We start from the raw sequence: 25,123 nt of genomic DNA on the forward strand, positions 1-25,123 counted from the left end.
CATTTTAACTCATTTATTTTGTGCTAACTAAACTTGCCTTAAAACCCAGTATATTGAGTTTTGATGCCGTTTGTTCATCATCACAAATCACTTCAAGGGATGACCATTCACGACGTTCTTGATAATTTTTACGCAGTTTATCAAATTCGCCTTTTACCCCTGCAACCGCTCTTAACGCTGCGTCATCTCGGCGCACATCATACACGAGATGCACTAACCTTTTGAGCTGGTTTTGCGTTAATTTACCATTGAAAGTTAATTGATTGATATCTGGCTTAGGCAATAAGGATGAAAGGGAAATTTGTGACGATTTGCCGAGAAACTGGCAGTAAGCTTCATAAACTTGCGTCGTTCCTCGGGCTTTGCCTTCTAACGTATAGCCCGCAATATGCGGAGTACCGATATCCACTAATGCTAAAAGTGCAGTGTCTAAATCTGGTTCTGGCTCCCACACATCTAAGATAACGCTCAGTTTTTTTCCTCGATTAAGTACAGATAATAATGCTTTATTATCAACTACTTCACCTCGACTTGCGTTAATTAAAATGGTGCCATCTCGTAATTTTGCTAAACCCGTTTCATCCATATAATGGAAAGTTTGATATTCCCCAGACATATTCAGCGGAGTATGGAAGGTTATCACGTCAGCTTGCTTGAGCACATCTTCAAAAGAAACAAATAGCTCGTCGTCCCCTTTGGCTGCACGCGGTGGGTCACAGAGTAATGTTTTGACTCCCCAAGCCGATAACCTAGCAGCTAAACGCCCTCCGACATTACCAACACCAATAATTCCTACTGTTTTATCACGCAAATCAAAGTTGTCGCGTTCCGCTAGCAGTAATAGTGAGGAAAAGACATATTCAACGACCGCTATCGCATTACAACCCGGTGCTGATGAAAAACCAATATTTGCGGTTGATAACCACTCGGTATCAATGTGGTCAAAACCGGCTGTCGCGGTTCCAACAAATTTAACCGGTGTATTACCGAGCAGTGATTCATTAACCTTAGTGATAGAACGTACCATTAATGCATCTGCATCAATTAATTCTTGTTCTGGTATAGGACGCCCCGGTACCGCTTTCACTTCACCAAGCTCACTAAATAAAGTTTGAGCATATGGCATATTCTCATCGACTAAAATTTTCACGCTGTTGTCCCAATCAATCACTTGTTTGTTGTGTGTCGTTATATAGATAAGTGGAGCAATATTTTGCCACGGTTTAAGCCAGATGCCTATGAGAGGTTACCTTCTACTGTAAATTCTTTCGCTCGAAAACGGTCTGGTGTCACACCTGATATTTGCTGGAACATCGCAATAAAGGCGGATGCCGAGCTATATCCAACATCCAATGCAACTTCATGTACACTTTTTCCTTTTTCTAGCCCGGCAACGGCGTGTAGGTAGCGTAAACGTTGACGCCATTCACTAAACGACATTCCTAACTCTTGCTGGCAGCGCCTTGATAATGTGCGTTCCGATGTATAATAGCGTTTTGCCCATTGTGCTAACGTTGTGTTATCTGCAGGGTCACCTTGTAGCTCTAACAAGATGGGAGCAAGAAATTTATCTTTTGAAACAGGTAAATAGGTGTCTTGGCATGGAGACAATGGAAATTGATCAATCAGCACATGAGCCAAACGCAAGTCTTGCTCTGTTTCAGGCTGAACAATACCGCGTTGATACATATCCGTCATAATTGATTGAAATATCGGACTAAGCTTAATCACACACGGCCGTTGAGCCAGCACTTGATTGTATTCATGAGCAAAATCTATAATCCGAAATTTGACACTTTCTTTATTAAAGCTAGCATGGGGGATATTCGCAGGGATCCAAATGCAAAACTCTGGCGGCGCTAAATAATGTTGGCCAGCCACCTCCATTTCCATGATGCCACACACCACATACAGCATTTGTCCAAAAGGATGCGAATGGGATTTATACTCAGTGAGTGCGGCAGTTTGCTCATGCCGAAAAGCAACCAATTCAGGCTCTGCGATATTACATTCGCTGATTTGCCAAATGTCTGATTTTAAATTTTCCATGGTACCTGTCTGAAAAGCGTTATCGATTGTCTGGTTATCAGTATATATAAAAAATCGGACAGATGTATACTAGCGCCCATTCAATATGGGAGAGTGTTTTAATGAAAAATCTTCTTTTTCCGCTGATTGCGGTTTTATTATGGTCAATTAATGCCATTGTTAACAAAGCGGCATCAACCGCTATTGACCCTGCGGCAATCTCTTTTTACCGTTGGGCGCTGGCCTTGCTTGTAATGACGCCTTTTGTATTACGTTCTGTGCTTCGAAATTTTAAAATGGTCAGGAAGCATTGGTGGCAGCTTGCCATTTTAGGCGCTTTAGGGATGATGCTATACCAAAGTTTAGCTTATTATGCCGCGCACAGCGTGAGCGCTACTTTTATGGGAATTATGAACTCCATGATCCCATTACTAACAGTAATTATTAGTATTTTTGTACTACGCGTTATTCCTACCGTGGGGATTGTGCTAGGTTCAATTCTTTCATTATGTGGATTAGTGTGGTTAGTGAGCCAAGGAAGCCCAAGCGCGTTATTCTCACAAGGCTTAGGCCAAGGGGAAGCCATGATGTTGGTTGCGTCTGCGGCATATGCCCTGTACGGTGTGCTTACTAAACGTTGGTCAATCCAGTTATCCAGTTGGGACTCACTGTACGTTCAAGTTTTCTTTGGCGTTATCATGCTGTTCCCTAATTTCTTATTAGCTGAAGATGTCTCGCTGAACAGCCAAAATATCGGTTTAGTGGTATTTGCAGGTATTGCGGCTTCCATTATTGCGCCTGCATTATGGATCCAAGGAGTTATGCGCCTTGGGGCGAATACAACCTCCATTTTTATGAACCTAGCACCCGTTTTCACCGCCATTATCGCCATTTTTGCCTTAGGTGAAGAACTCAAAAGTTACCATTTAATCGGTGGTGGTGTGGTCTTACTCGGGGTAATGTTAGCGCAACAATTACGTACGCCACTGACAGAATTATTCCGCCGTGAAAAAAAGGTGGTTCAAGAGGATTCTTGCCAGTAGAATAGAGTTACAAAAGCAATAAATGCAATGTCGTCACTCATATGCCCCACGTTGTGGGGCTATGTTTGAAATCCTCTTCATTCCTTCGTTTATTTTCCTTTAATATTCCTCATTATTAATACTTTGTGACATTTTAAAATCACTCAATTCACCTTTAGTTCGCCCATCATTGGTATCATTTATCGGATTACCGTTTTTCAGATGAAGGATAATCCGATTGAATCTTCTGGAATTCCAATTAGACTTAAGCAAAATCAAATACCCCTTTAGGAGTATCAACTCCACTCAATAAGCCGTTATAGCGCGATAAATCTAAATGGATCGTGGCAAGTAACCACTATGATAAGGAATGACAATGACTAAGCCGTTTAAAGTTGGGTTGTTCGTATTGATAATAATTGCTGTAGCCATTGGCATTTATTTCGTCAATACCACCAACTCATCTTCTCCCTCACAATTAGGCTATGATTTATATCAACAAGGTGAATCTCAAGCTGCGTTTGAACAATTCCAAAAAACCGCAGAGAAAGACTCACAATCCGCTTTTGCCTTAGCTATGATGTATAAAGATGGTATTGGCACGAAAGCCGATGATGTAGCAGCTCAAAACTGGCTAATTAAAGCGGCGGAAGCTAACAATAAAAATGCGTTATATAACCTTGGCTTTTTCCGTTATAAACACCTAATAGAAGACACTTCAACAGATGAAAATGGTTTAACCTCTTTAACTAAAGCCGCTGACCTCGGTGTAAAAGAAGCACAAGAAATGGTTGGAGGTATTTATTTAGCTGATAAATACGAAGAAGTACCGCAAAATATCGAACTCTCTCGCCAATATTTTACGTTGGCCTCTGACCAAGGCTCAAGATTGGCCAAATTTGCCTTGGGTTATATCGCTCATGACATAGAGAATGACAGTAAAAAAGCCGTTGAAATATTAACACCGCTTGTTAGCAACGACTTTCCCTTACCCGCGATGTTACTCGCATCAATTTATGAAGATGGCGGTAACGGCGTACCACCGAACCCGTTACTAGCCAAAAAGTACGAACGCCTCTCTTTTTCCTCTGCGCTAGAATACATTTCTGACGCAAGTGAATTAGAACCAGGAGCTTTATCATTGTATGGCTCACAAACAGAAGAAGAAAAACAAAAAGTCATCACTAATTTAGAAGAGCGTGCTAGCCGTGGTGACGAGAACGCTATCTATGCTCTGTACCAAAAATATATGACTGGCGATGGCGTGCGGAGAAATAAAAACCGTGCGATGGCTTATATCCGGCCGCTTGTAGAGGCCAAACAACCTAAAGCCTTATATTTAAATTACCAAGCCGACAAAGATCGTATTCAGGATTTAACTGATGCCGCTGAAGGCCAATATCCTCCCGCAATGTATCAGGCTTATAAAGTTTATTCAGGCAGTACATTTAGCGACGTTAAGCGTGATGACGCTTTAGCTGAAAAATATCTCACCGCTGCCGCAGATCTTGGTGATTTAGACGCGCTAGTTACCATCAATCAACGAGCGATTTCCAGTTACGAGTTTCCAACCCAAAAACTCAGTAATACTGTCGCTAAATACACCCCTATTTTAATAGAAAAACATCCGAACTCCGCAGAAGCTTTAATGGTAGCCAGTGATGTTTATAGTGTTAAAGGCAGTCCGTTGTTTTCACCAGAAAAAGCCTTCGCTGCTTTAGAAAAAGCAAATCGTATAGATCCCACTTATGATGCTCAAGTGCAATTAGCACGTTATTATATTATTGCATTTGGTACTAAGCAGGATGTGCAAAAAGCGGCTAAGTTACTCATCGACAACCTTAATACAAACGGTTATCCATCCACCGCTGAGCGCCTATTAGTACAATTATATTATCGCTATGATATTAAAGCACTTATCGATGAAAAAACGATTATCGATATCCTCAAAGAGGATGTCATTAAACGCGAAAATTACTCCTTAGCTTATTTATATGCTGATTATTTACTCAAAGAGGATGCAGAAAAAAATAACGGTCACGCTTTTGATTTATATGAAAAATCAATCAATCAGAATTTTAACAGCCAAGTTTATTATGCCGCTGCATTATTAAAATACCGACCAACAGAAACCGATAAAATCGCTAACCTGATTGTCAATGTGCTCCATTCACCTCAAGCTCAAGCCGAATTACTCCCACATGAGCTACAAATCGCTCAAGATGTTTTGTTAAAAACTGGTTTAAATCGCGCTGACACAAAAGCAATATTGGTAAAAATGGCGTTATATGATAACCATGCTGAGGCACAAAAATTAATTGAGCCACTCACTAATCATGATTCTGATATCACCTATTTATATGGGATCAATAAACTGACTCAATTAACTCAAGTTGACACGTTAAGTGATGCTGAAATAAAACCAATATACGATTATATTTTAAAGGCGGCAGAATTAGGCAGTGCATCCGCTTATTTATATATCGCACAAAACCTTGATGGCGTCACTTATCACAATGATAAGGCGTATTATAAATCTCGCTTCCAACAAATTACTGGACTGACTCAAAAAGATTTAATTCCTCAATATAAAAAATGTGCGGCACTTAAAAACAACCGCTGCTTATATGAGTTAGGGGAAATTTACCAAGAAGGTAACTACGGGGAAGATGCCAATTATGATACCGCCCTTTTCTATTACAACCAGATTTCTGATCCTGATTATAGCTTTTTAAAATCCCGTAAACGAGAAATTGAAAAATCCACAGCCTCGTTTGCCAATATTCAAGTAAAAGCGAAGCAAAACGACCCTGACGCGTTACGCACACTGGCCAATGCATATAAATATGGTAATTATGGACAGAAAGTCGATCAGAAAAAATGGCTTGAATATTTAGAGAAAAGTGCAAAATTCAATCAAGAAAGCGCACTTGAAGAGCTCATTGATTATTACCAACAAGATCAATACCTTGATGCCAATAAAGCGAAAATATTAGGTTATTACGACCAATTAGCCGCCCTTGGTAGCAAAGACTATACCCGTAAACTGGCACATCAATATTTAAAAGGTAGCCAGCTTGTTCAGCCTAATCGACAAAAAGCACGTGAGTATTACCTTAAATCAGGCAGTTGGGGTAATGAATTCATCAAGTACATGGATGATTATGATATTGGCATGAAAACGCTCAATGACAGCCCTTCTGCAAAATACAAAGTGGGCCGAGCTTATTTCTATGGCCAAGGTGTCAAGGAAGATCGTTTTGAAGCGGCTAAATACCTAAAACAAGCGAGTGATGAAGGGAATGACTACGCCATCGCACTCTATAGTGAGATGCGCTATATGGGCGTGCTAAATGACGAAAAAAACGCTTGGTTAATGGCACCTGATTGGAATGAAGCCATCATTTATTTACGCAAACATTCTAATCCAAAACGGGTTGATGATTATATTGAAGTCTATGAAACCCTCGTTGTTCCTGCCCAAAAAGGCGATACAGCCGCTTATATTAAACTCGGGGATTGGTATAGTTCGCGCGGTAGAGATCTCGCGGCGCAAGATTGGTATAAGAAAAGTATCAAGGCTGGCAATTTAGCCGCTTATCAACCCCTTGATTCAGTGACTGAAGATAGCCAAGCAAAACGTCAGAATTACATTGAAGGTACGGCTCAAGGAGACCTTTTCTCTAAAATTCAATTAGCCCAAACTCATTTATATGATAGCGAAATTCTTTCTGGCTCTCCTGAATATGATTTAGCCATTCAATATCTACAAGAAGGTATGAAATCAACCGATGAGAAACTTTCTAATAACGCCTTCAATACGCTGGTGGATTTGTATCGAGATGGGATTAAAGATGAAAAAAGGAAGCTCAACCGCCCCAAAGATGAACAAAAATATTTAGCGTTGCTACTCAGTGAAGAAAACCATCGTACCGGAGCACTAGTGAACTTGTATCACTATTATGCCAATAGTGATAACACTCGAGCCTTAACTTATTTACAACAGGCTTATGATAAGGGCGATTTAGCCGCAACCAAAAAGCTCTATCAGATCTATTACCCCGGTAAATATTGTAGCAACAGCGACAATGTAGATATGGATAAAGCAAGCCGATATTTGAAGGAGTGGATTGAAAAAAGCAATTTCCAGAAAAATACCGACAAACACTATATTCATTACCCAGAAAGTCTTTCTGAAGAGATGGGAACCACCTATTTAAAAGGCGATTGCAATGTTGATAACAATATCGACAAAGCCATCGAATGGTATAAAATTTCGTTATATTACCATCCAACATATGCACTTAACGCAATTTATGAAGCATATGTAGAAAAAGGTGATGCCAAACAAGCCTATTACTACGCATTGCAACTTGATAAAAAACCAAGTTCTATTGAGCTAATGGATAAACTTTCAGCTCAAGATAAACAAGAGGTTGAGAAACAAGTTGCCGATGAAAAAGCCTACGAGAAATATGGCCGTTTTGCCGAGCAAATTGAAAAGCAGCGAGTCGAAGCTGAGGCAGGAGACAAAATGTCAGCCTTTTCATTAGGTATCGCTTACGCACGCGGAGAACGTGTCCCCGAAGATACACAAAAGATGATCTACTACTATGAATTAGCAGGGAAAAATGGCTACCCTCGTGCTTATAATATTTTAGGCAATCTTTACCGTAAAGATAATGAGCGTGGCATTGAAAAAGACTTCCCGAAAGCGCTTTATTATTTTGATTTAGGCGCGCAACAAAATGACAGTAATACCGCACATTTAGCTGGGGATATGCTCTATTTTGGCCAAGGCATGCCAAAAGATTATGTCCGCGCAGCAAAATATTACGATATGACCAACCTTGAACAAGGTAACCACCACGCCATGGCAAAATATAAGCTTGCTTATATGTACTATAACGGCTGGGTAGGTAACAAAACCAAGGAAGATATCCAAAAAGCCCATGACTACCTTGAACTAGGTGCTAAATACCAAGATAAGGATTCCATTAAAGCTCTCAAAGAGTGGGATTTCAGTCTAATTAATAAATAATTACATTATGAAGGCGCTAATTTCCTTTGGCGCCTTTATCTACAACTATCATTTTTATAACCAGATAAAAACATTTCATAACATCCATTTATAGTATGATTTAAGAAATTATTGGCTAATAATTTAAATTATATTAATCGCATTGTTATATAAAATAAAAATTAGTCCCTCTCCTTTTGTTCGATTATATTAAACCTGTTTACATGCAGGTCTAATAATCATTAACATGGAGTGTTTACTATGAATACAAACCAAATATCAAATTTAAACAAAAAAGAAAAACCACAAGGTAATATAAACAACCACAATATATCTCAGGAAACTAATCATTCTGCAACCCTATCAATTTTTGAAAAACCATTCAATGACGCTTCTCGTTTAAAAAAGATAGTCAAAGATTCCCATGAAAACTTAAAAGAAAGCAATAATATTTATATTAAAATACTAAATAAAATTGGCAAGCTACAAACTCATGTAAAATATACAAGCGTAGAATGGTTCAAATTACAGTACATAGAAACTGAAGTTAGAAACCTATTAATCAAACAAATGGATAAATTAAACACACTAGATAAAGCAAATAATGAATATAATAAAATCCTCCAAAACAATACCACTAAAAATTCTTCACTAGGTGATAAAGAACACATTTTAGAATTAACCAGCCAATTAAAAACAAAATTATCTCAATATAAATCCATAGAGGTATCAGATTTAGATATTAAAAGGCTATTGGAGCTAAACGATCAGGTACACAACATATTTAATTCAAAAGAAAAAAATACACCTAAAGAAATCGTTGATCTTTTAGACTCTATAAATATAGAAGTCAATAATTTTAATAAAGTGTTAGATGATACCGATGTTTTATTCAAACTATACTTAGAAAAAACAGTCGATATTCAAGAAAAAAGGTTATCTATTATAGATAAAACGTACAAACTTGAATTAAAAGCAGAGCAATTAGCTATAACCCACAAAGATACAACAAATAAAATCAAAGAATCACTAGAAAGCCTAAACAATGAAAACTCTAATTATCATAAAGATAAAAACACTATTAATAAAATAAGTAAATATATTTTAGAACTAAATGCTGATAACGCAGAAATTCAACATTTAACTTCAAATATACAAGAAATAAAAAACCATAAAAATTTAAATCACACCATTAAACACTTTAACAATTATAAAGAATTCGACAGAAATGCTTTTATCGAAAGCCAATCAAATAATAATAAGTTTAGTTTGCTTACTGAGTCATTAAAATCATTTGATAGATTTAAAATTAACATTGAATTAACCATAAAAAATCAAATATTAACTTCTGAGTTAATGCCTCCATTTATTTATGTTGATAAAGAAAGATATCATAAAAACATCGAAAATAAATTAGACAAATTATTTAGCCTAATTTACCAACGAATTCAAATTGAATTAAAAAATGAAGCGAATCTATATAAAAACAAACAGACATTCTTACACGAAATAGATAAATTAGAAAACGACATGTCTATCATAAAGGATAATTTATCTAATTATCTCGCTGAAAATACGATACTGAAAAACCCAAAAAAAATCCGTAGCGACATTGAATATTTAATATCTCAGCATTATGATTTACTAATAAAAACAAAAGCTTCCCTGAGACTCATTAATTTAGAACTAAATAATAACTTATATTTATCTTCTCAATATTCTAGTCCGATGCCTTTCATTATTAATATTAATGAAGAAGACGTTAATATAACAATAGAATATGAAAATCTAAATATGAAAGCAGATACTTATATTTCTCAGATTCATAATTTTGTTCCATTAAAATCGATTTCCTCTGAAACCAGTGAGGGAAATTATTACCAAACGATTAGCGATAAAATAAATGCATTACGAAATACTACTTCTTTAATTGAATCCCTTAATGAAGGGATTGACTTGAAACAAAACCCAGATATGTCAATAGACATTGATAAACGAAATACACTAATAATTCAACAAAAAGATGAAGAAATAAATCTAACAGAATTTATTTATCAGCATTTGGACTATAGCGATAGAAAATGGTCCCATAAAGACACACTTTCTTTGGTTAAGGAAATATACCAAACTGACTCAAAAATAAGAGAAAAAAAATTACTTATGGAACAAAAAGGAAAAATACACCTGCTGGGCATACATAACGTACCTACAAATACTAGCGATTATTATAATCTCGCAGACACATTAATCCGATTCATAGCCGGCTTCTCACAACAAATGACAAGCAGTAATTTTAACTCAGAGCTTTCAAATAACACACTACCACAGGTGTTAGTACCAATACGAAACTAAGTGCATCAAGTTTTATTATTCTTAAACTTTGTCACTAATGGAACGCCCTAATTAGGGTGTTCTTTTCAATCTGGCGCTTGGCTTGCTTTAAATGCAATTCTAACCAACAATCCATTAAGTAACTCACTTTTTAATAACTGTGGTTCAGAACCATGATAACTGGCAATATCTTTCACTAAAGCAAGCCCTAGTCCTGCACCTTCCTTTCCTAACGCGTTATTTAATCGAGTAAAAGCTTCCATAGAACGGTTAATTTTAGCGTCTGGGATCCCAGGACCTGAATCCTCTACCTCCAAAATCCAATGAAGATGGTCATCACTGCTGACCACACGAACGGTGACCACTCCATTTGCAGGGGTATATTTGATAGCATTATCAATTAAATTTGCACACATCTCTGCTAATAAAATAGGCTCGCCTTTAATCCATGCCGTTTCCGCACCTTCATAACCTAAATCAATGTGTTGGCTTTCTGCTTGGGGTAACCGAGTGAAACAGGCTTGGTGAACAATATCCACCAAATTTATGGCGCGATACTGTGTAATGGCTTCTTTCTCATGGGCTTTTAAGCGTGATAGCTGCAAAAGCCTATCCGTCAAATTGATCGTGTTATCAAGAGTTTTATCAATGGCTTGTAAACTCTGTTGCCTTTGGGTTTCATCCTGACTATTAATCGCGACAGAAACCTGTGTTTTGAGAACAGTTAGCGGCGTTTTAAGTTGGTGAGAGGCATCCGCACTAAACCGTTCTTGCCGTCGAACCATCCGCTTTAGGCGGGAAATATAGCGGTTTAATGCATCAATTAATGGTGATAAATCAGACCATGGCAGTAAATCAGGCAAAGGGGTTAAATCATTAGCGGAACGGCTTAACATTAAATGGGATAATTTTTTTAGCGGTGCCAATAACTTGCTAAGCAAAATATAGGCAAGTACCAAAGTTAAAAACACCACAGTGCCTTGGCTCATCAGTGCAGAAATTAATAATTGATTAGCAAGATCTTGTCGCGAATAAACTGTTTCCGCAACACGGATTTCAACCATCCCGGTGATACCGCCTTCATTAATGGGTTGATAAAATGCAGCAATGCGGATAGGTAAGCCTTTGTACTGCGCATCATAAAAATAAACTAGCGCAGTATAATGCTGTGAGCGCATCCAATACGGGGGAATCGGCGGTAAGTCATCATAACCAGAGATAGTTTCACCGTCCGGGGAAATAACTTGATAAAAAATTCGGTCATTATTATTCAGCTCAAAGCTATCAAGCACGACATAAGGCACACTGACTGAGAGGTGCCCATCGACGACTTGCAAGCGCTCCGCGACGGTTCGCGCTGAAGCTAATAATGTGCGGTCATAGGCTAAGTTTGCGGCATTTTTTGCACTGTAGTAGTGCGTATAAACCGAAAAACTCCCCAATAAAATGAGGGGGATACCGAAGAAGAGCAGCAACTGATGAAAGAGAGAGCGTGGATGAGAGACTAATTTCATACACTACACTGCTCTAATCGGTATCCCAATCCGCGTAAGGTATTGATGTTAACATCCGAACCGGCAAGTTTTTTTCTAACACGGTGAACGTATAACTCAATACTTTGTAAATTGGCTTCATCTGACAACGAAAACACCTGCTCAAATAATTGCATTTTAGAAACAGGGCGCCCTCGTCGATGAAATAAGGTGTTTAACACCGCATATTCTCTTGGCGTCAAGCCAAGTGGTTCTTGTCCTAATATGAAATAACCGTCCTCATGGTAACTAAGCAAACCAAACTGTTGTGATTCATTCACCTGCCCTTGACTACGTCGTAATAAAGCGCGAAGACGCGCTTCTAATTCCGCAATATCAAAAGGTTTTGTCAGGTAGTCATCAGCCCCTGCATTTAGCCCTTGTACTCGGTCGGCTACGTCTGAATTCGCCGTTAATAACAAGACTGGCGTTTCTTGATGACGTTTGCGCATTTGCGCTAATACCTCAAGCCCGCTCATTCTCGGGAGTGATACATCTAACACGACTAATTCATAGTGCTCAGTTTGTAATAACTGGTCTGCTATCGCGCCATCACTAGCAACATCAACTGCAAACCCAGATGACGACAAAGCCTTCTGTAACCATAATGACAATTCGTCATGATCTTCAACCAATAAAATTCTCATTCCGCATACTCATTATAATTATTTATCAGTATACGTTGGCATTCCATTGAATGAATGGAAAGCAAATGTGCGCATATTTACTGTGTCCATCACAACTATTGTTAATAAACACCATTAACGTGATTAATTTAACATTAAATTAACATAACAAAAAAGCAAAAATACAAAACAATCTGATATATATCACATAAAAATAATAATATTTGTTAATGAAAGGTAAATGAAAGCTTCGTCGGTCAATGATGCCATACCAACACAACAAGAAGTAAACAATATATACCTCTAATTATTGTCTTAGTAAGGAAAAAAGAATGAAAAAATTCACACAGAAGGCCTTAGCAACAGCAATATTTTTAGTTGGCATCAACCAAGCAAATGCCCTACCTGAACGAACAGAATGTATTGCCCCCGCCAAACCCGGCGGTGGTTTTGATTTAACCTGTAAATTAGTCCAAGTTTCCCTATTAGAAACCAAAGAAATCGAAAAACCAATGCGAGTGACCTACATGCCTGGCGGTATTGGCGCGGTCGCTTATAACGCCATAGTCGCTCAACGCCCTGCAGAACCTGGCACCATTGTTGCTTTCTCCGGCGGTTCTTTACTCAATCTTGCTCAAGGTAAGTTTGGTCGCTATAACGAAAACGATGTGCGTTGGCTGGCTAGTGTCGGAAGCGATTACGGTATGATTGCCGTGCGTGCAGATTCACCTTATAAGACTCTGAAAGATTTAATGGATACCTTCAAAAAGGATCCGAACAGCATCGTCTTTGGTGCTGGAGGGTCGATTGGTAGCCAAGATTGGATGAAAACGGCCTTGTTAGCCAAAGCCATTGATATTGACCCTCGCAAAATGCGTTACGTGGCTTTTGAAGGGGGCGGTGAAACCTTAACGGCACTACTGGGTAACCATATTCAAGTCCTTTCAGGGGATATCAGCGAAATGACGCCGTATATCAATGAAGGCAAAATTCGTATCCTTGCTGTCTACTCAGACAAACGCCTTGGAGATGGTTTATCCGACATCCCAACAGCTAAAGAACAAGGCTACGACATTGTCTGGCCAATCATTCGCGGTTTCTATATGGGGCCCAAAGTGTCTGATGCCGACTATAACCAATGGGTTGAAGCCTTCCAAAAACTGCAACAAACCGACGAATTCAAAAAACAGCGCGAACTCCGCGGCTTATTTGAATACAACTTAACCGGGCAAGAACTCGATAGCTATGTCAAAAAAGAAATCGAGCAATATCGTGAACAAGCCCGTGCCTTCGGTTTAGCCAAATAATGGGGTGAACGATGAGCCAACGCATATTTGCCATAGTTTGGCTAATACTGTGTGCTATCGGAATTTATATTGGTTGGGGGATCCAAAGTGAGTTTAGTTATGAACCACTGGGCCCCCGCCCTTTTCCGGTTGTCATACTCTCTTTAATGGCGCTTTGTGCCCTTGCCTTACTATTTGGCAAGCAAGAAGCCGTTGAATGGCCAAAACCCTATGTATTACGTCGTTTAGTTTTGTTAGTCGTTGCACTTGTTATCTATGCATGGGCTTTTGAATGGTTAGGATTCCCGATTGCCACCAGTTTACTCACCATCAGTATTGCTCTGCTATTTGGTGCAACGCCTATCGCCGCGATTATTTCCGGCCCCGTCTTAGGTATCTTTCTATTCTATGCCTTTGATAAATGGCTAGATGTAACCTTACCTATTGGTAGCTTGCTTAATTAAGGAACGAAATCATGGAAACTTGGATGTACCTATCACAAGGTTTTGAGGTTGCTCTTGTTCCTCAAAATATCTTGATCGCCTTAATTGGCTGCTTTATCGGTACTATCGTTGGGATGCTTCCCGGCCTCGGCCCAATTAATGGTGTCGCTATTTTGCTACCACTGGCCTTTGCACTTAAATTGCCAGCCGAGTCTGCATTAATCTTACTCGCCACGGTTTATTTAGGTTGTGAATATGGTGGGCGCATCTCATCAATATTGCTCAACGTCCCTGGCGATGCCGCGGCAATCATGACCACGCTAGATGGTTACCCGATGGCAAAACAAGGTAAAGGTGGCGTTGCACTGTCAATTTCTGCGGTGAGTTCATTCATTGGCTCAACGATTGCGATTGTGGGAATTATTTTATTTGCTCCTTTATTAGCGCAATGGTCTTTGGCTTTCGGGCCTGCTGAGTATTTCGCTTTGATGGTTTTTGCTATTGCCTGCTTGGGCAGTATGATGAGTCAAAACCCAATTAAATCACTATTAGCGGCATTAATTGGTTTATCACTTGCCACTGTGGGCGTAGATGCCAATTCTGGGGAATATCGTTTTACCTTTGATAGCGTACATTTATCAGATGGTGTGCAGTTTATCGTCGTGGTTATTGGTTTGTTCTCTGTTAGTGAAATTTTATTGATGCTAGAAGGCACGGCAACAGGCCAAGGACTGATCCGTAAAACAGGCAGAATGCTGTTTAATCGCAAAGAAGCCAAAGCTTGTGCTGGCCCTGCTTTACGCTCCTCTTTCATTGGGTTCTTTGTTGGCGTTTTACCGGGTGCCGGTGCCACCATTGCCAGTGCTATCACCTATATGACTGAAAAGAAAATCAGTGGCGAAAAAGGCGATTTTGGTAATGGCGATGTTCGCGGTGTCGCTGCACCAGAAGCAGCCAATAATGCCTCTGCCTGTGGCTCATTTATCCCGATGTTAACCCTTGGCGTTCCAGGATCGGGGACAACTGCAGTAATGATGGGGGCGCTAACGCTCTATAATATCACCCCAGGCCCAGGTATGTTTACTGAGCAACCTGATATTGTTTGGGGGTTAATTGCAGCTTTGTTAATTGCTAACGTAGTTCTGCTCATCATGAATATTCCATTAATTGGCTTATTCACGCGTATGTTAACGGTTCCATTATGGTTTTTAGTCCCTGCGATTGCTTGCATTTCTGCTGTCGGGGTATATGCCGTTCACAGTACGACATTTGATTTGTTACTCATGATGGGGCTTGGCGTATTTGGGTTTATTCTACGAAAAATGAACTTCCCACTTTCGCCATTAATCTTAGGGTTTGTATTGGGTGAAATGCTAGAACAAAACTTACGCCGTTCATTATCCATCAGTAATGGGAATTTCGATATTCTTTGGAGCAGTACGATTTCTCAAAGTTTATTAATACTGGCAGTATTAGTGCTAATTCTTCCGCCTATTGTAAAGCGTATTCGTAAACGTAAACATTCCACTATTTCATAATTCATGGTTGTTCATACGATAACTGCTGTTCATACAATCTCTGTAAAACTTTGCCCCAGTATGATTTTGGGGCATTTTTTTACTTAAATTTTGTATTTCGACTTTATTTTTAATATTTTGAGTACAGCGACTCTTGAGAACGAATGACTTGGCTAGCACTGGCTATCACTTCGTTTCGATAGATAAAATTAGGCAGTACATGGCCGTTTATCTGTTGCCTATTTGTGTGCTTTTTAGTAAATAATGGGCAGGAAATAGAACAATTTCTCACTCTATAAATCATGTTACTAAATTTCGTGGTAATAATTTTAAGTACACGATGCGTTAAAATATTAAAGTCATTTTTCCAATATCTACATCTTGTGAAATTCATATAATCCCCTAATGTCTTTAATCTCGTCGTCATCATGGCATAAATACCCTACCAAAAATTGCATAAAGTGATGATTTATTATTCGAACAATGAACTACAACTGTTTAATCAGATAAAGACGAGTGAAGAAAGATTTTTGATGAATTATTTTGTTAGGCTCATTCATTAAAATATTAAATATAATGTTCGATAGATTACTTTTCATCCTTTTTAATATCCAGCCGAAACCGTTAGCGTATACGCGTACCATTGATGTCTATGGCGACCGTTACACCATTCATAGCCAAAAACCCGTAACTATCACGGAAAAAGATAGCGGTTATATCCAAATAAAAGCGCTGGGTAAAATGCATATTTTTTGTGGCAAAATGCTGCATATCAGCGTAAAGAAAAATACCACTTTAGTGACTATTGGTTGGTCGAAAGGCAAAAGTCAAATATTTGAAGTGCGTAAAAATATGAAAGAAACTGCATATCGAGTGAATTCAAATAATTCGAGTTCAAGCTACACGCCCCCTTATTATGACAGCGCATCCAGTGATAATAACCACCGCTCAAGTAACCATTATTGTTCAAATGATAACTCAAGTTCAGATTGCTCATCATCCGATTCAGGGGGAAGTGATGGCGGAGGTAGTGATTAAACAAAAAAACGAGAACCGAAGTTCTCGTTTATTCAATTAGTTAGTCTGATACAAATTATGCTTTGTATTTGCTCATCACTAATGTGGCGTTAGTTCCACCAAAACCGAAACTGTTAGACATGACTGTTTCCAGCGCTTGCTCCGTTGGTTTAGTCACGATATTCAGGCCTGCTGCTTTCTCATCTAGATTTTCGACATTAATGCTTGGTGCAATAAAGCCGTGTTCTAACATTAGCAAGCTGTAAATTGCTTCGTGGACACCCGCAGCACCTAATGAGTGACCGCTCATCGCTTTCGTTGCAGAAATTGCTGGGGAGTTACTACCAAACACTTCTTGGATAGCTTCTAACTCTTTGGTGTCACCCACTGGTGTTGATGTACCGTGTGTATTGATATAATCAATTTTTTCAACACCTTGCATTGCCATTTGCATACAGCGTACAGCACCTTCACCTGATGGCGCAACCATATCTGCACCGTCAGACGTTGCACCATAGCCAACAATTTCAGCATAGATATGCGCACCACGTGCTAAAGCATGCTCTAACTCTTCAACAACGACGATACCGCCACCACCTGCGATAACGAAACCATCACGGTCTTTATCGTAAGTTCTTGATGCTTTGTCTGGCGTTTCATTGTATTTAGTCGACAATGCGCCCATCGCGTCAAACTCACAGGTCATTTCCCAGCTCAGCTCTTCACCGCCACCAGCAAAAACCACATCCTGTTTGCCTAATTGGATCAATTCAACGGCATGGCCGATACAGTGCGCTGATGTTGAACAAGCTGAGCTGATTGAGTAGTTTACACCTTTGATTTTAAACGGTGTTGCTAAACAAGCAGAAATACCCGATGCCATTGCACGAGTCACCATGTATGGGCCCACACCACGTAAACCTTTGGCACGCATACCGTCAGAACCCGCAACTTGGTTACGTGGAGAACCACCACCAGAGCCAACAACAATACCTGTACGTAAATTTGAAACTTGTTCTTCTGCTAAACCTGAATCCGCAATCGCTTGTTCCATTGATAAATAAGCATAGGCGGAGCAATCACTCATAAAACGGAAAATTTTACGGTCGATTAAGTCTTTCGGGTCTAAGTTTTTGACATTACCCCAGACATGGCTACGTAGCCCTGCCTCTTTGAATTCTTCTGAGAAAGTGATCCCGGAACGACCTTCCTTCAGAGAAGCCAGTACTTCTTCCTGGTTATTACCAAGGCTGGAAACAATACCTAGACCAGTGATGACTGCACGCTTCATTCGTTACCTCATGACTATAATTATATGATTGCGGGATTACAGGTTGTCACTTTAGCTTACACTTGTACGCTGAACAAGTCCGATCAGGGTAAATATTTGTATTTTTTTCTTTGTGACGCTAATCAGACATTTTTATGACGGTAGCCTTACACCGATATCAGCGGTAAAATTTAGAAATTATATAAACAATGTAGGCTTACCGTGAAAAAGAACGCTGTACAAACCGCACGCCTAAGCTGGAATGACGAAGGTACTCCTATGTCTGAACAGTTTGCAGATATCTATTTTTCTAACCAAGATGGCCTAGAAGAAGCTCGCCATGTATTTTTGCAAGGAAATCATTTTCCTGACCGCTTTGCGACGCACCCTTTTGCAACCTGCGTAGTTGCCGAAACAGGGTTTGGTACAGGCTTGAATTTTTTAGCATTATGGCAATCTTTTAACCAATTTAAAGCCGAAAATCCAAATGCAGCATTGCAGCAACTACATTTCATCAGTTTCGAAAAATACCCCTTAACAAAAACAGATTTAATCGCTGCACATCGCTGCTGGCCTGAGCTTGCTGACGTATCGCAAACCCTTTGTGAAAGCTGGCCACAAGCCTTACCGGGTAACCAACGGATCATTTTAGAAAATGGCCATATCATATTAGATTTATGGTTTGGCGATGTTAATGAGCAAATATCTTTACTAAAAAACAACTTAAACAACAAGATAGACGCTTGGTTTTTAGATGGTTTCGCCCCCTCAAAAAACCCCGAAATGTGGAATGAACAACTGTTCACTAATATGGCAACGTTAGCCCGTCTCAATGGGACTTTTGCGACATTTACCGTGGCAGGTGCGGTCAAGAGAGGCCTGCAACAAGCGGGTTTCACCCTTAAAAAAGTCAAAGGCTTTGGTAACAAGCGAGAAATGTTAACTGGAGTATTAGCTGAAAAAGAAATTGATATCCCAACCCCTTGGTTCGCAAGACGAAAAGCAGACAACCCAACGGATGTTGCTATCATAGGTGGTGGGCTCGCCAGTTTAACGGCGGCTTACGCTCTTCATAACCGCGGTGCTAAAGTCACCTTATACTGCCAAGATGCCCAAGTTGCACAGAATGCTTCTGGCAATCGCCAAGGCGCTATTTACCCCTTACTCACAGGCAATAACGACCCACTTGAGCGCTTTTTTGTCAGCGCTTTCCCTTTTGCTTCTCGCTTTTACCATCAATTGGCGAAACAAGGGCTCGCATTTGAAGGACAATGGTGCGGTGTCAGTCAATTAGCGTATAACGACAAAGTGGCTCGTAAAATAGCGGGAATGTTAGAAACCGAGTGGCCTGACGATTTTGCTATGGGTAAAAATCGTCTACAACTGAGTGATATTTGTGGCGTTGATGTCAACCATGATGGCATTCATTATGCGTCTGGAGGATGGCTTTGCCCTGCCCAATTTTGTGAGAGTTTGCAGCAATATTTGCAGCAAAAAGGCGTTACCTTCTGTTTTGAACATAATGTGGTGGAATTAAAACAAACTGAACAAGATTGGCAGCTATTGGTTGAGGTAACAGGGTCGCAAAACGAGCTAACACGTGTTCACTCAACTGTCGTTATTGCCAATGGGCACAAACTGCGTCAATTTTCTCAAACCAGCAATTTACCCATCTCACCTGTGCGTGGGCAAGTGAGCCACATTCCCACCAATCACACCTTACAACAACTGAAAAATGTTCTGTGCTTTGAAGGGTATTTAACCCCTGCCGATGCCTCTGGTACACAACATTGCTTAGGTGCTAGCTACCAACGTGAGCGACTTGATTTAGATTATAGTGAAGAAGAGCAACAAGGAAACCGCCAAAAACTAATTGATAACCTACCTGATGTGGCTTGGCCTAGGGACATCGACATCTCGCAGCAACATTCACGCCAAGGTATTCGTTGTGTTATCCGCGACCACTTCCCTTTATTAGGCAATGTGCCTGATTTTGAACAACATCTGGCACATTACCATGATTTACCCAGTAAAATAGCCAAAGAACAACCTATTGCATTAGCGCCTGTGCACCCGAATTTATTTATTTTTGGGGCATTAGGGTCAAGAGGGTTATCCACTGCCCCCCTTTGTGCGGAATTGCTCGCTGCTCAAATTTTTGGGCAAATACTTCCGCTTGACGATGAAACCCTTGCAGAATTGAACCCAAACCGTTTTTGGGTAAGGAAATTATTATTAGGTCGCCCGATTAAACTCCCTTATTAATACCTTATGTTAATGAGATAGCCATTGCACAACGGTCTTCAGCGGCAAACCCCGCCTCGACTTCAGACTGTAAAATAGCCTGTAACTCGGTGGTTAACTCATTAATTTCAAGAATTTTAAAACCTAAGCGTTGGTAATAAGGTGCATTCCAAGGTACATCACGGCAAGTGGTCAATGTCACTACCGTGATATTCCGTGCCAAAGCGGCATCAAGGACCTGCTTAATCAGCTTTTTACCCAACCCCTGCCCCTGCCATTGCTGGCAGACAGAAACCTCACAAATATGTAGGCTAGTATGATGATCTTCAGCATTGATAAAGCCAATTGGTTCATCACAATCATTCACTACAACCCATTCTAATTGCTCGGAAATGAAATCGAGGTGATCTTGCTCTGTTTGCCCATCACCTTCGGCAAGCCATTGATATTTTTCGATACTCGTGAATGCCTGCCCTGCAGAAATTTCTACGGTAGGAAGATGTTTGGCATCGAGGGGGATTGCTAAACGAATATTCGCCATCATTTTTACTCACAACAAAATTTAGCTAACAAAAAAGCGGGTTTCCCCGCTTTCAATGTATAACATTACAAATTAAATTGCGTTATTTAATAAGTTTTTCCACATATCTAATACCAGTACTTGGTCTGGTGGTGTCAATTCGCCAGCTTTGATGGCATTTTGAATACTGACTTCGACACGTTGATATAATGCTTCAGAGCTGATTTCGTTTTCTTCTTCCAGCTCAGCCACAGCAAGGGTTAAGTGACCACGCAAATAGCCGCCAGCGAAGAGTTCATCATCACTCGCGTGCTCAACCATATCATCAATCTTCGTTAGTATGCGTGTTTCTAAATCCGCAAGCATGCTTAATCCTTACTTAAATGTGTGTTCATTAGGCAAAAATATCTTCCGGATAAGGAAAAGCTTCTGCACAAAGAGGTGGCGTATTGTAAAACAATTGTAACGCATTAATAAAGCGTAATGGGCGTTCAGGGATACCATTTTCTAAATAAAGCATCACTTGCGCATGAACTTTGCGCATAAACGCAATGCGGTCAGGCTCAAAATCCCCTTCTAAGTTGTCACAACTGACATTAAATGGAATGCCAACAGCAACACAAAACAGCCAGTCTAGCGCTTGAGGTTTAATCTCTACCACGTCAAACTCACACTGTGTTTTTTCATCTCGACCGTCTGGGCAATACCAATAGCCGTAATCGACTTGCTGGCGCCTTGCTTCCCCTGCGATACACCAATGTGAGATTTCATGCAGCGCACTGGTGAAAAAACCGTGTGCAAATACGATACGATGATAAGGCACAGCCTCATCAGCAGGTAAATAAATGGGTTCATCATCCCCTTTTACCAGCCTGGTGTTATATGTCACACCAAAACATTCATCAAAGATATTGATTAGATCCTGATAATTATGTGTACTCATGAATAATTTAAATCATCTTAAAATAATGAGAGAAACCAAGCTTTAATCACGTCACCATGGCTATCATGGAGTAATTTAATACTCATCAGTAACGAAATCACCACGATCATTGGCCTGATCAGTTTTTGTCCTTTGGTTAAGACCAAACGCGCTCCTAAACGAGCGCCTACCATTTGGCCGATTAGCATAACAAAACCTAATGCCCAAAGAACATGACCCCCGATAATAAAGAACACTAAAGAGCCAAAATTAGAGGCAAAATTAAGTAACTTCGCGTGGGCGGTGGCTTTAGCAAGATTATAGCCGAGCAGCAGAACATAGCCTAACGCCAAAAAGGAACCAGTTCCGGGGCCAAATGCACCATCATAAAAGCCCAGTGTCATCCCAATTGCCACCCCGAAAAATGGCATGCTGATTCGTTGTTGGCGGTCTTGCACACCGATTGATGGCGTTAATAAAAAGTATAAACCGACACAAATCACCAAGATAGGCAACAGTTGTTTTAAGAACGCGGTATCAATCATTTGAATGACAATCGCACCCAGCATGGCACCAATCATGGTCATAATGAACGGAAACAATTGTTCTCGTAAATCTATGGCTTTGCGCCTGACAAAATAGAGTGTTGAAGAAAACGAACCGCCAACAGCTTGCAATTTATTGGTTGCTAACGCTTCAACTGGTGTGATTCCCACGGATAACAGAGCTGGGATCGTTAATAGCCCACCACCACCCGCGATGGAGTCAATAAACCCTGCAAATAGCGCAACAAAGAAGAGTAAAGCGTAAACTTCAGGAGCAACGGCGGTTAGCCAATCCATTTTACTATCCAAAGAGAAGAAATATCATGATGTTGATGTGAATATATCGCCAAACAGGTTTGGTAATATCACAACCTAGATGAGGTATTTTTAGGAGGCTTCATCCGAACCTTCATCATTAATGGAGCGACCTAATTAGGCCGCTCCGCAGCACTACATAACATACAGTAAAACGATTACTCAAACGGTTCCATTGCTGGCGTTACATCCGCGCACTGACCACGATGACGTAAATAGTGATCCATTAGAACAATCGCCATCATCGCTTCTGCTATCGGTACTGCACGGATCCCCACGCAAGGGTCATGACGCCCTTTGGTGATCATTTCAACTTCTTCGCCATCACGGTTGAGTGTTTTACCTGAAACGGTAATACTGGATGTCGGTTTTAACGCAATATGCGCAATAATAGGCTGGCTACTGCTAACACCGCCTAAGATACCGCCTGCATGGTTTGATGTGAAACCATTACGGGTAATTTCATCACGGTTTTCACTGCCTTTGAGCGCAATAACACCGAAGCCATCACCAATTTCCACACCTTTCACCGCGTTAATACTCATCAACGCGTGAGCGAGATCGGCATCTAAACGGTCAAATACCGGCTCACCTAAGCCCGCAGGCACATGCTCTGCAATAACGGTAATTTTAGCGCCAATCGAATCACCTTCTTTCTTTAAGCCACGCAATAACTCGTCAAGAGCCTCTAATTTGCTGGGATCTGGACAAAAAAATGGATTTTCTTCGACAATTGACCAGTCTTTAATTTCACATGCGACTGACCCCATTTGCGTTAAACACCCATGAATTTGCACGCCGAGCTTTTCTTGTAAATATTTTTTCGCAATCGCGCCTGCGGCAACACGCATTGCCGTTTCACGTGCTGATGAGCGACCACCACCACGGTAATCACGCTGGCCATATTTTTGTTCATAAGTGTAATCTGCATGGCCGGGCCTAAACACGTCTTTGATTGCACCATAATCTTGCGAGCGTTGGTCAGTGTTTTCAATCAGTAAGCCAATGCTAGTTCCAGTTGTCACACCATTAAAGACACCTGATAAAATTTTCACTTGGTCAGGCTCACGGCGCGCAGTCGTATAACGTGATGTTCCCGGGCGACGACGGTCTAAATCTTTTTGTAAATCTGCTTCTGTCAGTGCTAAGCCTGGGGGAACCCCATCGACAATGCAACCTAATGCAACGCCATGTGACTCGCCAAATGTGGTCACACGAAACAGTTGCCCAATTGAATTTCCTGCCATCGGAGTTTCCTATTCTAAGCCATTCTTGTTTTATCAAGAATTTTGGTTGTTAATTATTATATCGTTGTGTCGTTATTATTGATTACATGATCTTAGAACATCACGCAACTGTTGATTAATCGATATAAAGCTCAAAATGTGCGTGGTGCTCAACAAGTTGTTCACGAGTTAACATAAACACACCATCACCGCCGTATTCGAAGTCGAGCCAAATAAATGGAATTTCAGGATATTGTTCAATCAGATGAACCATGCTGTTACCCACTTCACACACTAAAACCCCTTCTTCCGTCAGAAAACGCGGTGCATTCGCTAAAATACGACGCACCAGTTTCAAACCATCACTTCCAGCAGCTAGTGCTAATTCAGGTTCGACGCGAAACTCTTCCGGTAAATCGTCCATATCTTCCGCATCAACATACGGTGGATTTGTCACGATCAGGTCATATTTGACCTCTGGCATATCACGGAATAAATCAGAGCGAATCGGTATCACCCGGTGTTCTAAACCATGATTAGCAATATTTTGCTCAGCAACGCTTAGCACATCACTTGAAATATCAACCGCATCGACTTCTGCATCAGGGAATTCATAAGCACAAGCAATCGCAATACAACCACTTCCGGTGCATAAATCAAGAATAGTTTGTGGTTCATCCGCCACTAAGCCAACAAAGTGGTTATTAATTAATTCACCAATTGGCGAGCGAGGAATAAGCACTCGTTCATCAACAAAAAATTCATGGCCACAGAACCATGAGCGATTAGTCAGATATGCAACCGGAATACGATCATTAATACGTCGCAAAACTCGCTCAATAATGCGGTGGCGTTCTGTTGGCGTTAAGCGGGATGTTAATAGCTCATCGGGCAGGTCTAGAGGCAAGTAAAGTGTTGGTAACACCAATTGTAGCGCCTCATCCCATGGGTTATCTGTACCATGACCATAGTACACATTGGCAGCATTAAAGCGGCTCATCGTCCAACGTAAAATATCTTGAATGGTATGAAGTTCTGCAACGGCTTCATCAACGAAAATCTTTTCCAAGAAGGGGTTCTCCAGCCTGTATTTTGAAAGGGAATATATGAATAGCTAAAGTTTGCCACGAAGTGAAAGACAAATCAGCAGATTAATGTAATAAAATTTTCTGAGAAAATCTGGTTATCGCGCTTATTGAAGCATCTTTGGTCGTAAAAACGCCCTTTATTTTAGCTAAAGGGCGTGAAGAAAAATAACC

General features: G+C 40.3%; 19 protein-coding genes. 8 read left to right on the forward strand and 11 right to left on the reverse strand.

Going from position 1 to position 25,123, the window contains the following annotated elements; all coding sequences use genetic code 11:
• Nucleotides 1–13 precede the first annotated feature (13 nt).
• Together pdxB and PSF28_RS13630 are read right to left on the reverse strand one after the other, a co-directional pair.
• A complete protein-coding gene (gene pdxB, locus PSF28_RS13625) occupies nucleotides 14–1,150 on the reverse strand; it encodes a 4-phosphoerythronate dehydrogenase PdxB (RefSeq protein ID WP_210837024.1) in 1,137 nt (378 codons plus the stop codon).
• Nucleotides 1,151–1,236: 86 nt separating this feature from the next.
• Complete coding sequence (locus tag PSF28_RS13630) at nucleotides 1,237–2,049, reverse strand: helix-turn-helix transcriptional regulator (RefSeq protein WP_004912323.1); 813 nt, start codon at nucleotides 2,047–2,049, stop codon at nucleotides 1,237–1,239.
• 101 nt (nucleotides 2,050–2,150) lie between these two features.
• Here PSF28_RS13630 and PSF28_RS13635 point away from each other — a divergent pair, with 101 nt between their 5' ends.
• The 3 genes from PSF28_RS13635 (at nucleotide 2,151) to PSF28_RS13645 (ending at nucleotide 10,422) form a co-directional block, all read left to right on the forward strand.
• Entirely contained in the window at nucleotides 2,151–3,071 is a 921-nt protein-coding gene (locus PSF28_RS13635) for a DMT family transporter (protein ID WP_004912327.1), read from the forward strand.
• A 355-nt stretch (nucleotides 3,072–3,426) separates the two neighbouring features.
• Nucleotides 3,427–8,091, forward strand: a complete 4,665-nt coding sequence (locus PSF28_RS13640; RefSeq protein WP_272685192.1) for a tetratricopeptide repeat protein — start codon at nucleotides 3,427–3,429, stop codon at nucleotides 8,089–8,091.
• A 240-nt stretch (nucleotides 8,092–8,331) separates the two neighbouring features.
• Nucleotides 8,332–10,422: a hypothetical protein gene (locus PSF28_RS13645; protein ID WP_272685193.1), complete on the forward strand. Its 2,091-nt coding sequence runs from the start codon at nucleotides 8,332–8,334 to the stop codon at nucleotides 10,420–10,422.
• A gap of 65 nt (nucleotides 10,423–10,487) precedes the next feature.
• Here the strand turns inward: PSF28_RS13645 and PSF28_RS13650 are convergent, their stop codons facing one another.
• Both PSF28_RS13650 and tctD read right to left on the reverse strand, forming a co-directional pair.
• A complete protein-coding gene (locus PSF28_RS13650; protein WP_272685194.1) occupies nucleotides 10,488–11,915 on the reverse strand; it encodes a sensor histidine kinase in 1,428 nt (475 codons plus the stop codon).
• Nucleotides 11,912–12,580 carry a transcriptional regulator TctD gene (tctD, locus tag PSF28_RS13655; RefSeq protein ID WP_210836406.1) on the reverse strand — a complete coding sequence of 223 codons (669 nt, stop codon included), beginning with the start codon at nucleotides 12,578–12,580 and terminating at the stop codon, nucleotides 11,912–11,914. Before tctD ends, PSF28_RS13650 begins: the two co-directional genes overlap by 4 nt.
• Before the next feature lie 311 nt (nucleotides 12,581–12,891).
• On the opposite strand from tctD, the gene PSF28_RS13660 reads away from it, so the two are divergent.
• The 4 genes from PSF28_RS13660 to PSF28_RS13675 all read left to right on the forward strand — a co-directional run bounded on the left by PSF28_RS13660 (nucleotide 12,892) and on the right by PSF28_RS13675 (nucleotide 16,843).
• Nucleotides 12,892–13,866 carry a Bug family tripartite tricarboxylate transporter substrate binding protein gene (locus tag PSF28_RS13660; protein ID WP_210836404.1) on the forward strand — a complete coding sequence of 325 codons (975 nt, stop codon included), beginning with the start codon at nucleotides 12,892–12,894 and terminating at the stop codon, nucleotides 13,864–13,866.
• An 11-nt stretch (nucleotides 13,867–13,877) separates the two neighbouring features.
• On the forward strand, nucleotides 13,878–14,309 hold the full coding sequence (locus PSF28_RS13665) for a tripartite tricarboxylate transporter TctB family protein (protein ID WP_210836402.1): 432 nt from the start codon (nucleotides 13,878–13,880) through the stop codon (nucleotides 14,307–14,309).
• Between the two features lie 11 nt (nucleotides 14,310–14,320).
• Entirely contained in the window at nucleotides 14,321–15,826 is a 1,506-nt protein-coding gene (locus PSF28_RS13670; RefSeq protein WP_210836401.1) for a tripartite tricarboxylate transporter permease, read from the forward strand.
• Nucleotides 15,827–16,381: 555 nt separating this feature from the next.
• Complete coding sequence (locus tag PSF28_RS13675) at nucleotides 16,382–16,843, forward strand: hypothetical protein (protein ID WP_272685195.1); 462 nt, start codon at nucleotides 16,382–16,384, stop codon at nucleotides 16,841–16,843.
• Nucleotides 16,844–16,898: 55 nt separating this feature from the next.
• On the opposite strand, the gene fabB is transcribed toward PSF28_RS13675, so the two are convergent.
• Nucleotides 16,899–18,113 (reverse strand): beta-ketoacyl-ACP synthase I, encoded by a 1,215-nt coding sequence (fabB, locus tag PSF28_RS13680; protein ID WP_210836399.1) that lies wholly within the window; start codon nucleotides 18,111–18,113, stop codon nucleotides 16,899–16,901.
• A 201-nt stretch (nucleotides 18,114–18,314) separates the two neighbouring features.
• Here fabB and mnmC point away from each other — a divergent pair, with 201 nt between their 5' ends.
• On the forward strand, nucleotides 18,315–20,357 hold the full coding sequence (gene mnmC, locus PSF28_RS13685; protein WP_272685196.1) for a bifunctional tRNA (5-methylaminomethyl-2-thiouridine)(34)-methyltransferase MnmD/FAD-dependent 5-carboxymethylaminomethyl-2-thiouridine(34) oxidoreductase MnmC: 2,043 nt from the start codon (nucleotides 18,315–18,317) through the stop codon (nucleotides 20,355–20,357).
• A 4-nt stretch (nucleotides 20,358–20,361) separates the two neighbouring features.
• On the opposite strand, the gene PSF28_RS13690 is transcribed toward mnmC, so the two are convergent.
• The 6 genes from PSF28_RS13690 to prmB form a co-directional block, all read right to left on the reverse strand.
• Nucleotides 20,362–20,880, reverse strand: coding sequence for a GNAT family N-acetyltransferase (locus PSF28_RS13690; protein WP_272664617.1), 519 nt, complete (start codon nucleotides 20,878–20,880; stop codon nucleotides 20,362–20,364).
• Between the two features lie 69 nt (nucleotides 20,881–20,949).
• Nucleotides 20,950–21,222: a YfcL family protein gene (locus PSF28_RS13695; protein ID WP_210836397.1), complete on the reverse strand. Its 273-nt coding sequence runs from the start codon at nucleotides 21,220–21,222 to the stop codon at nucleotides 20,950–20,952.
• Nucleotides 21,223–21,250: 28 nt separating this feature from the next.
• A complete protein-coding gene (locus PSF28_RS13700; RefSeq protein ID WP_272685197.1) occupies nucleotides 21,251–21,799 on the reverse strand; it encodes an elongation factor P hydroxylase in 549 nt (182 codons plus the stop codon).
• A gap of 17 nt (nucleotides 21,800–21,816) precedes the next feature.
• On the reverse strand, nucleotides 21,817–22,620 hold the full coding sequence (locus tag PSF28_RS13705; protein WP_004912371.1) for a TSUP family transporter: 804 nt from the start codon (nucleotides 22,618–22,620) through the stop codon (nucleotides 21,817–21,819).
• 176 nt (nucleotides 22,621–22,796) lie between these two features.
• Nucleotides 22,797–23,885 (reverse strand): chorismate synthase, encoded by a 1,089-nt coding sequence (gene aroC / locus PSF28_RS13710; protein WP_210836396.1) that lies wholly within the window; start codon nucleotides 23,883–23,885, stop codon nucleotides 22,797–22,799.
• A 115-nt stretch (nucleotides 23,886–24,000) separates the two neighbouring features.
• On the reverse strand, nucleotides 24,001–24,933 hold the full coding sequence (gene prmB / locus PSF28_RS13715) for a 50S ribosomal protein L3 N(5)-glutamine methyltransferase (RefSeq protein ID WP_210836390.1): 933 nt from the start codon (nucleotides 24,931–24,933) through the stop codon (nucleotides 24,001–24,003).
• Between the last annotated feature and the right edge of the window lie 190 nt (nucleotides 24,934–25,123).

Origin of the sequence: Providencia sp. PROV130, assembly GCF_028482225.1 — a bacterium.
Taxonomy (GTDB): domain Bacteria; phylum Pseudomonadota; class Gammaproteobacteria; order Enterobacterales; family Enterobacteriaceae; genus Providencia; species Providencia rettgeri.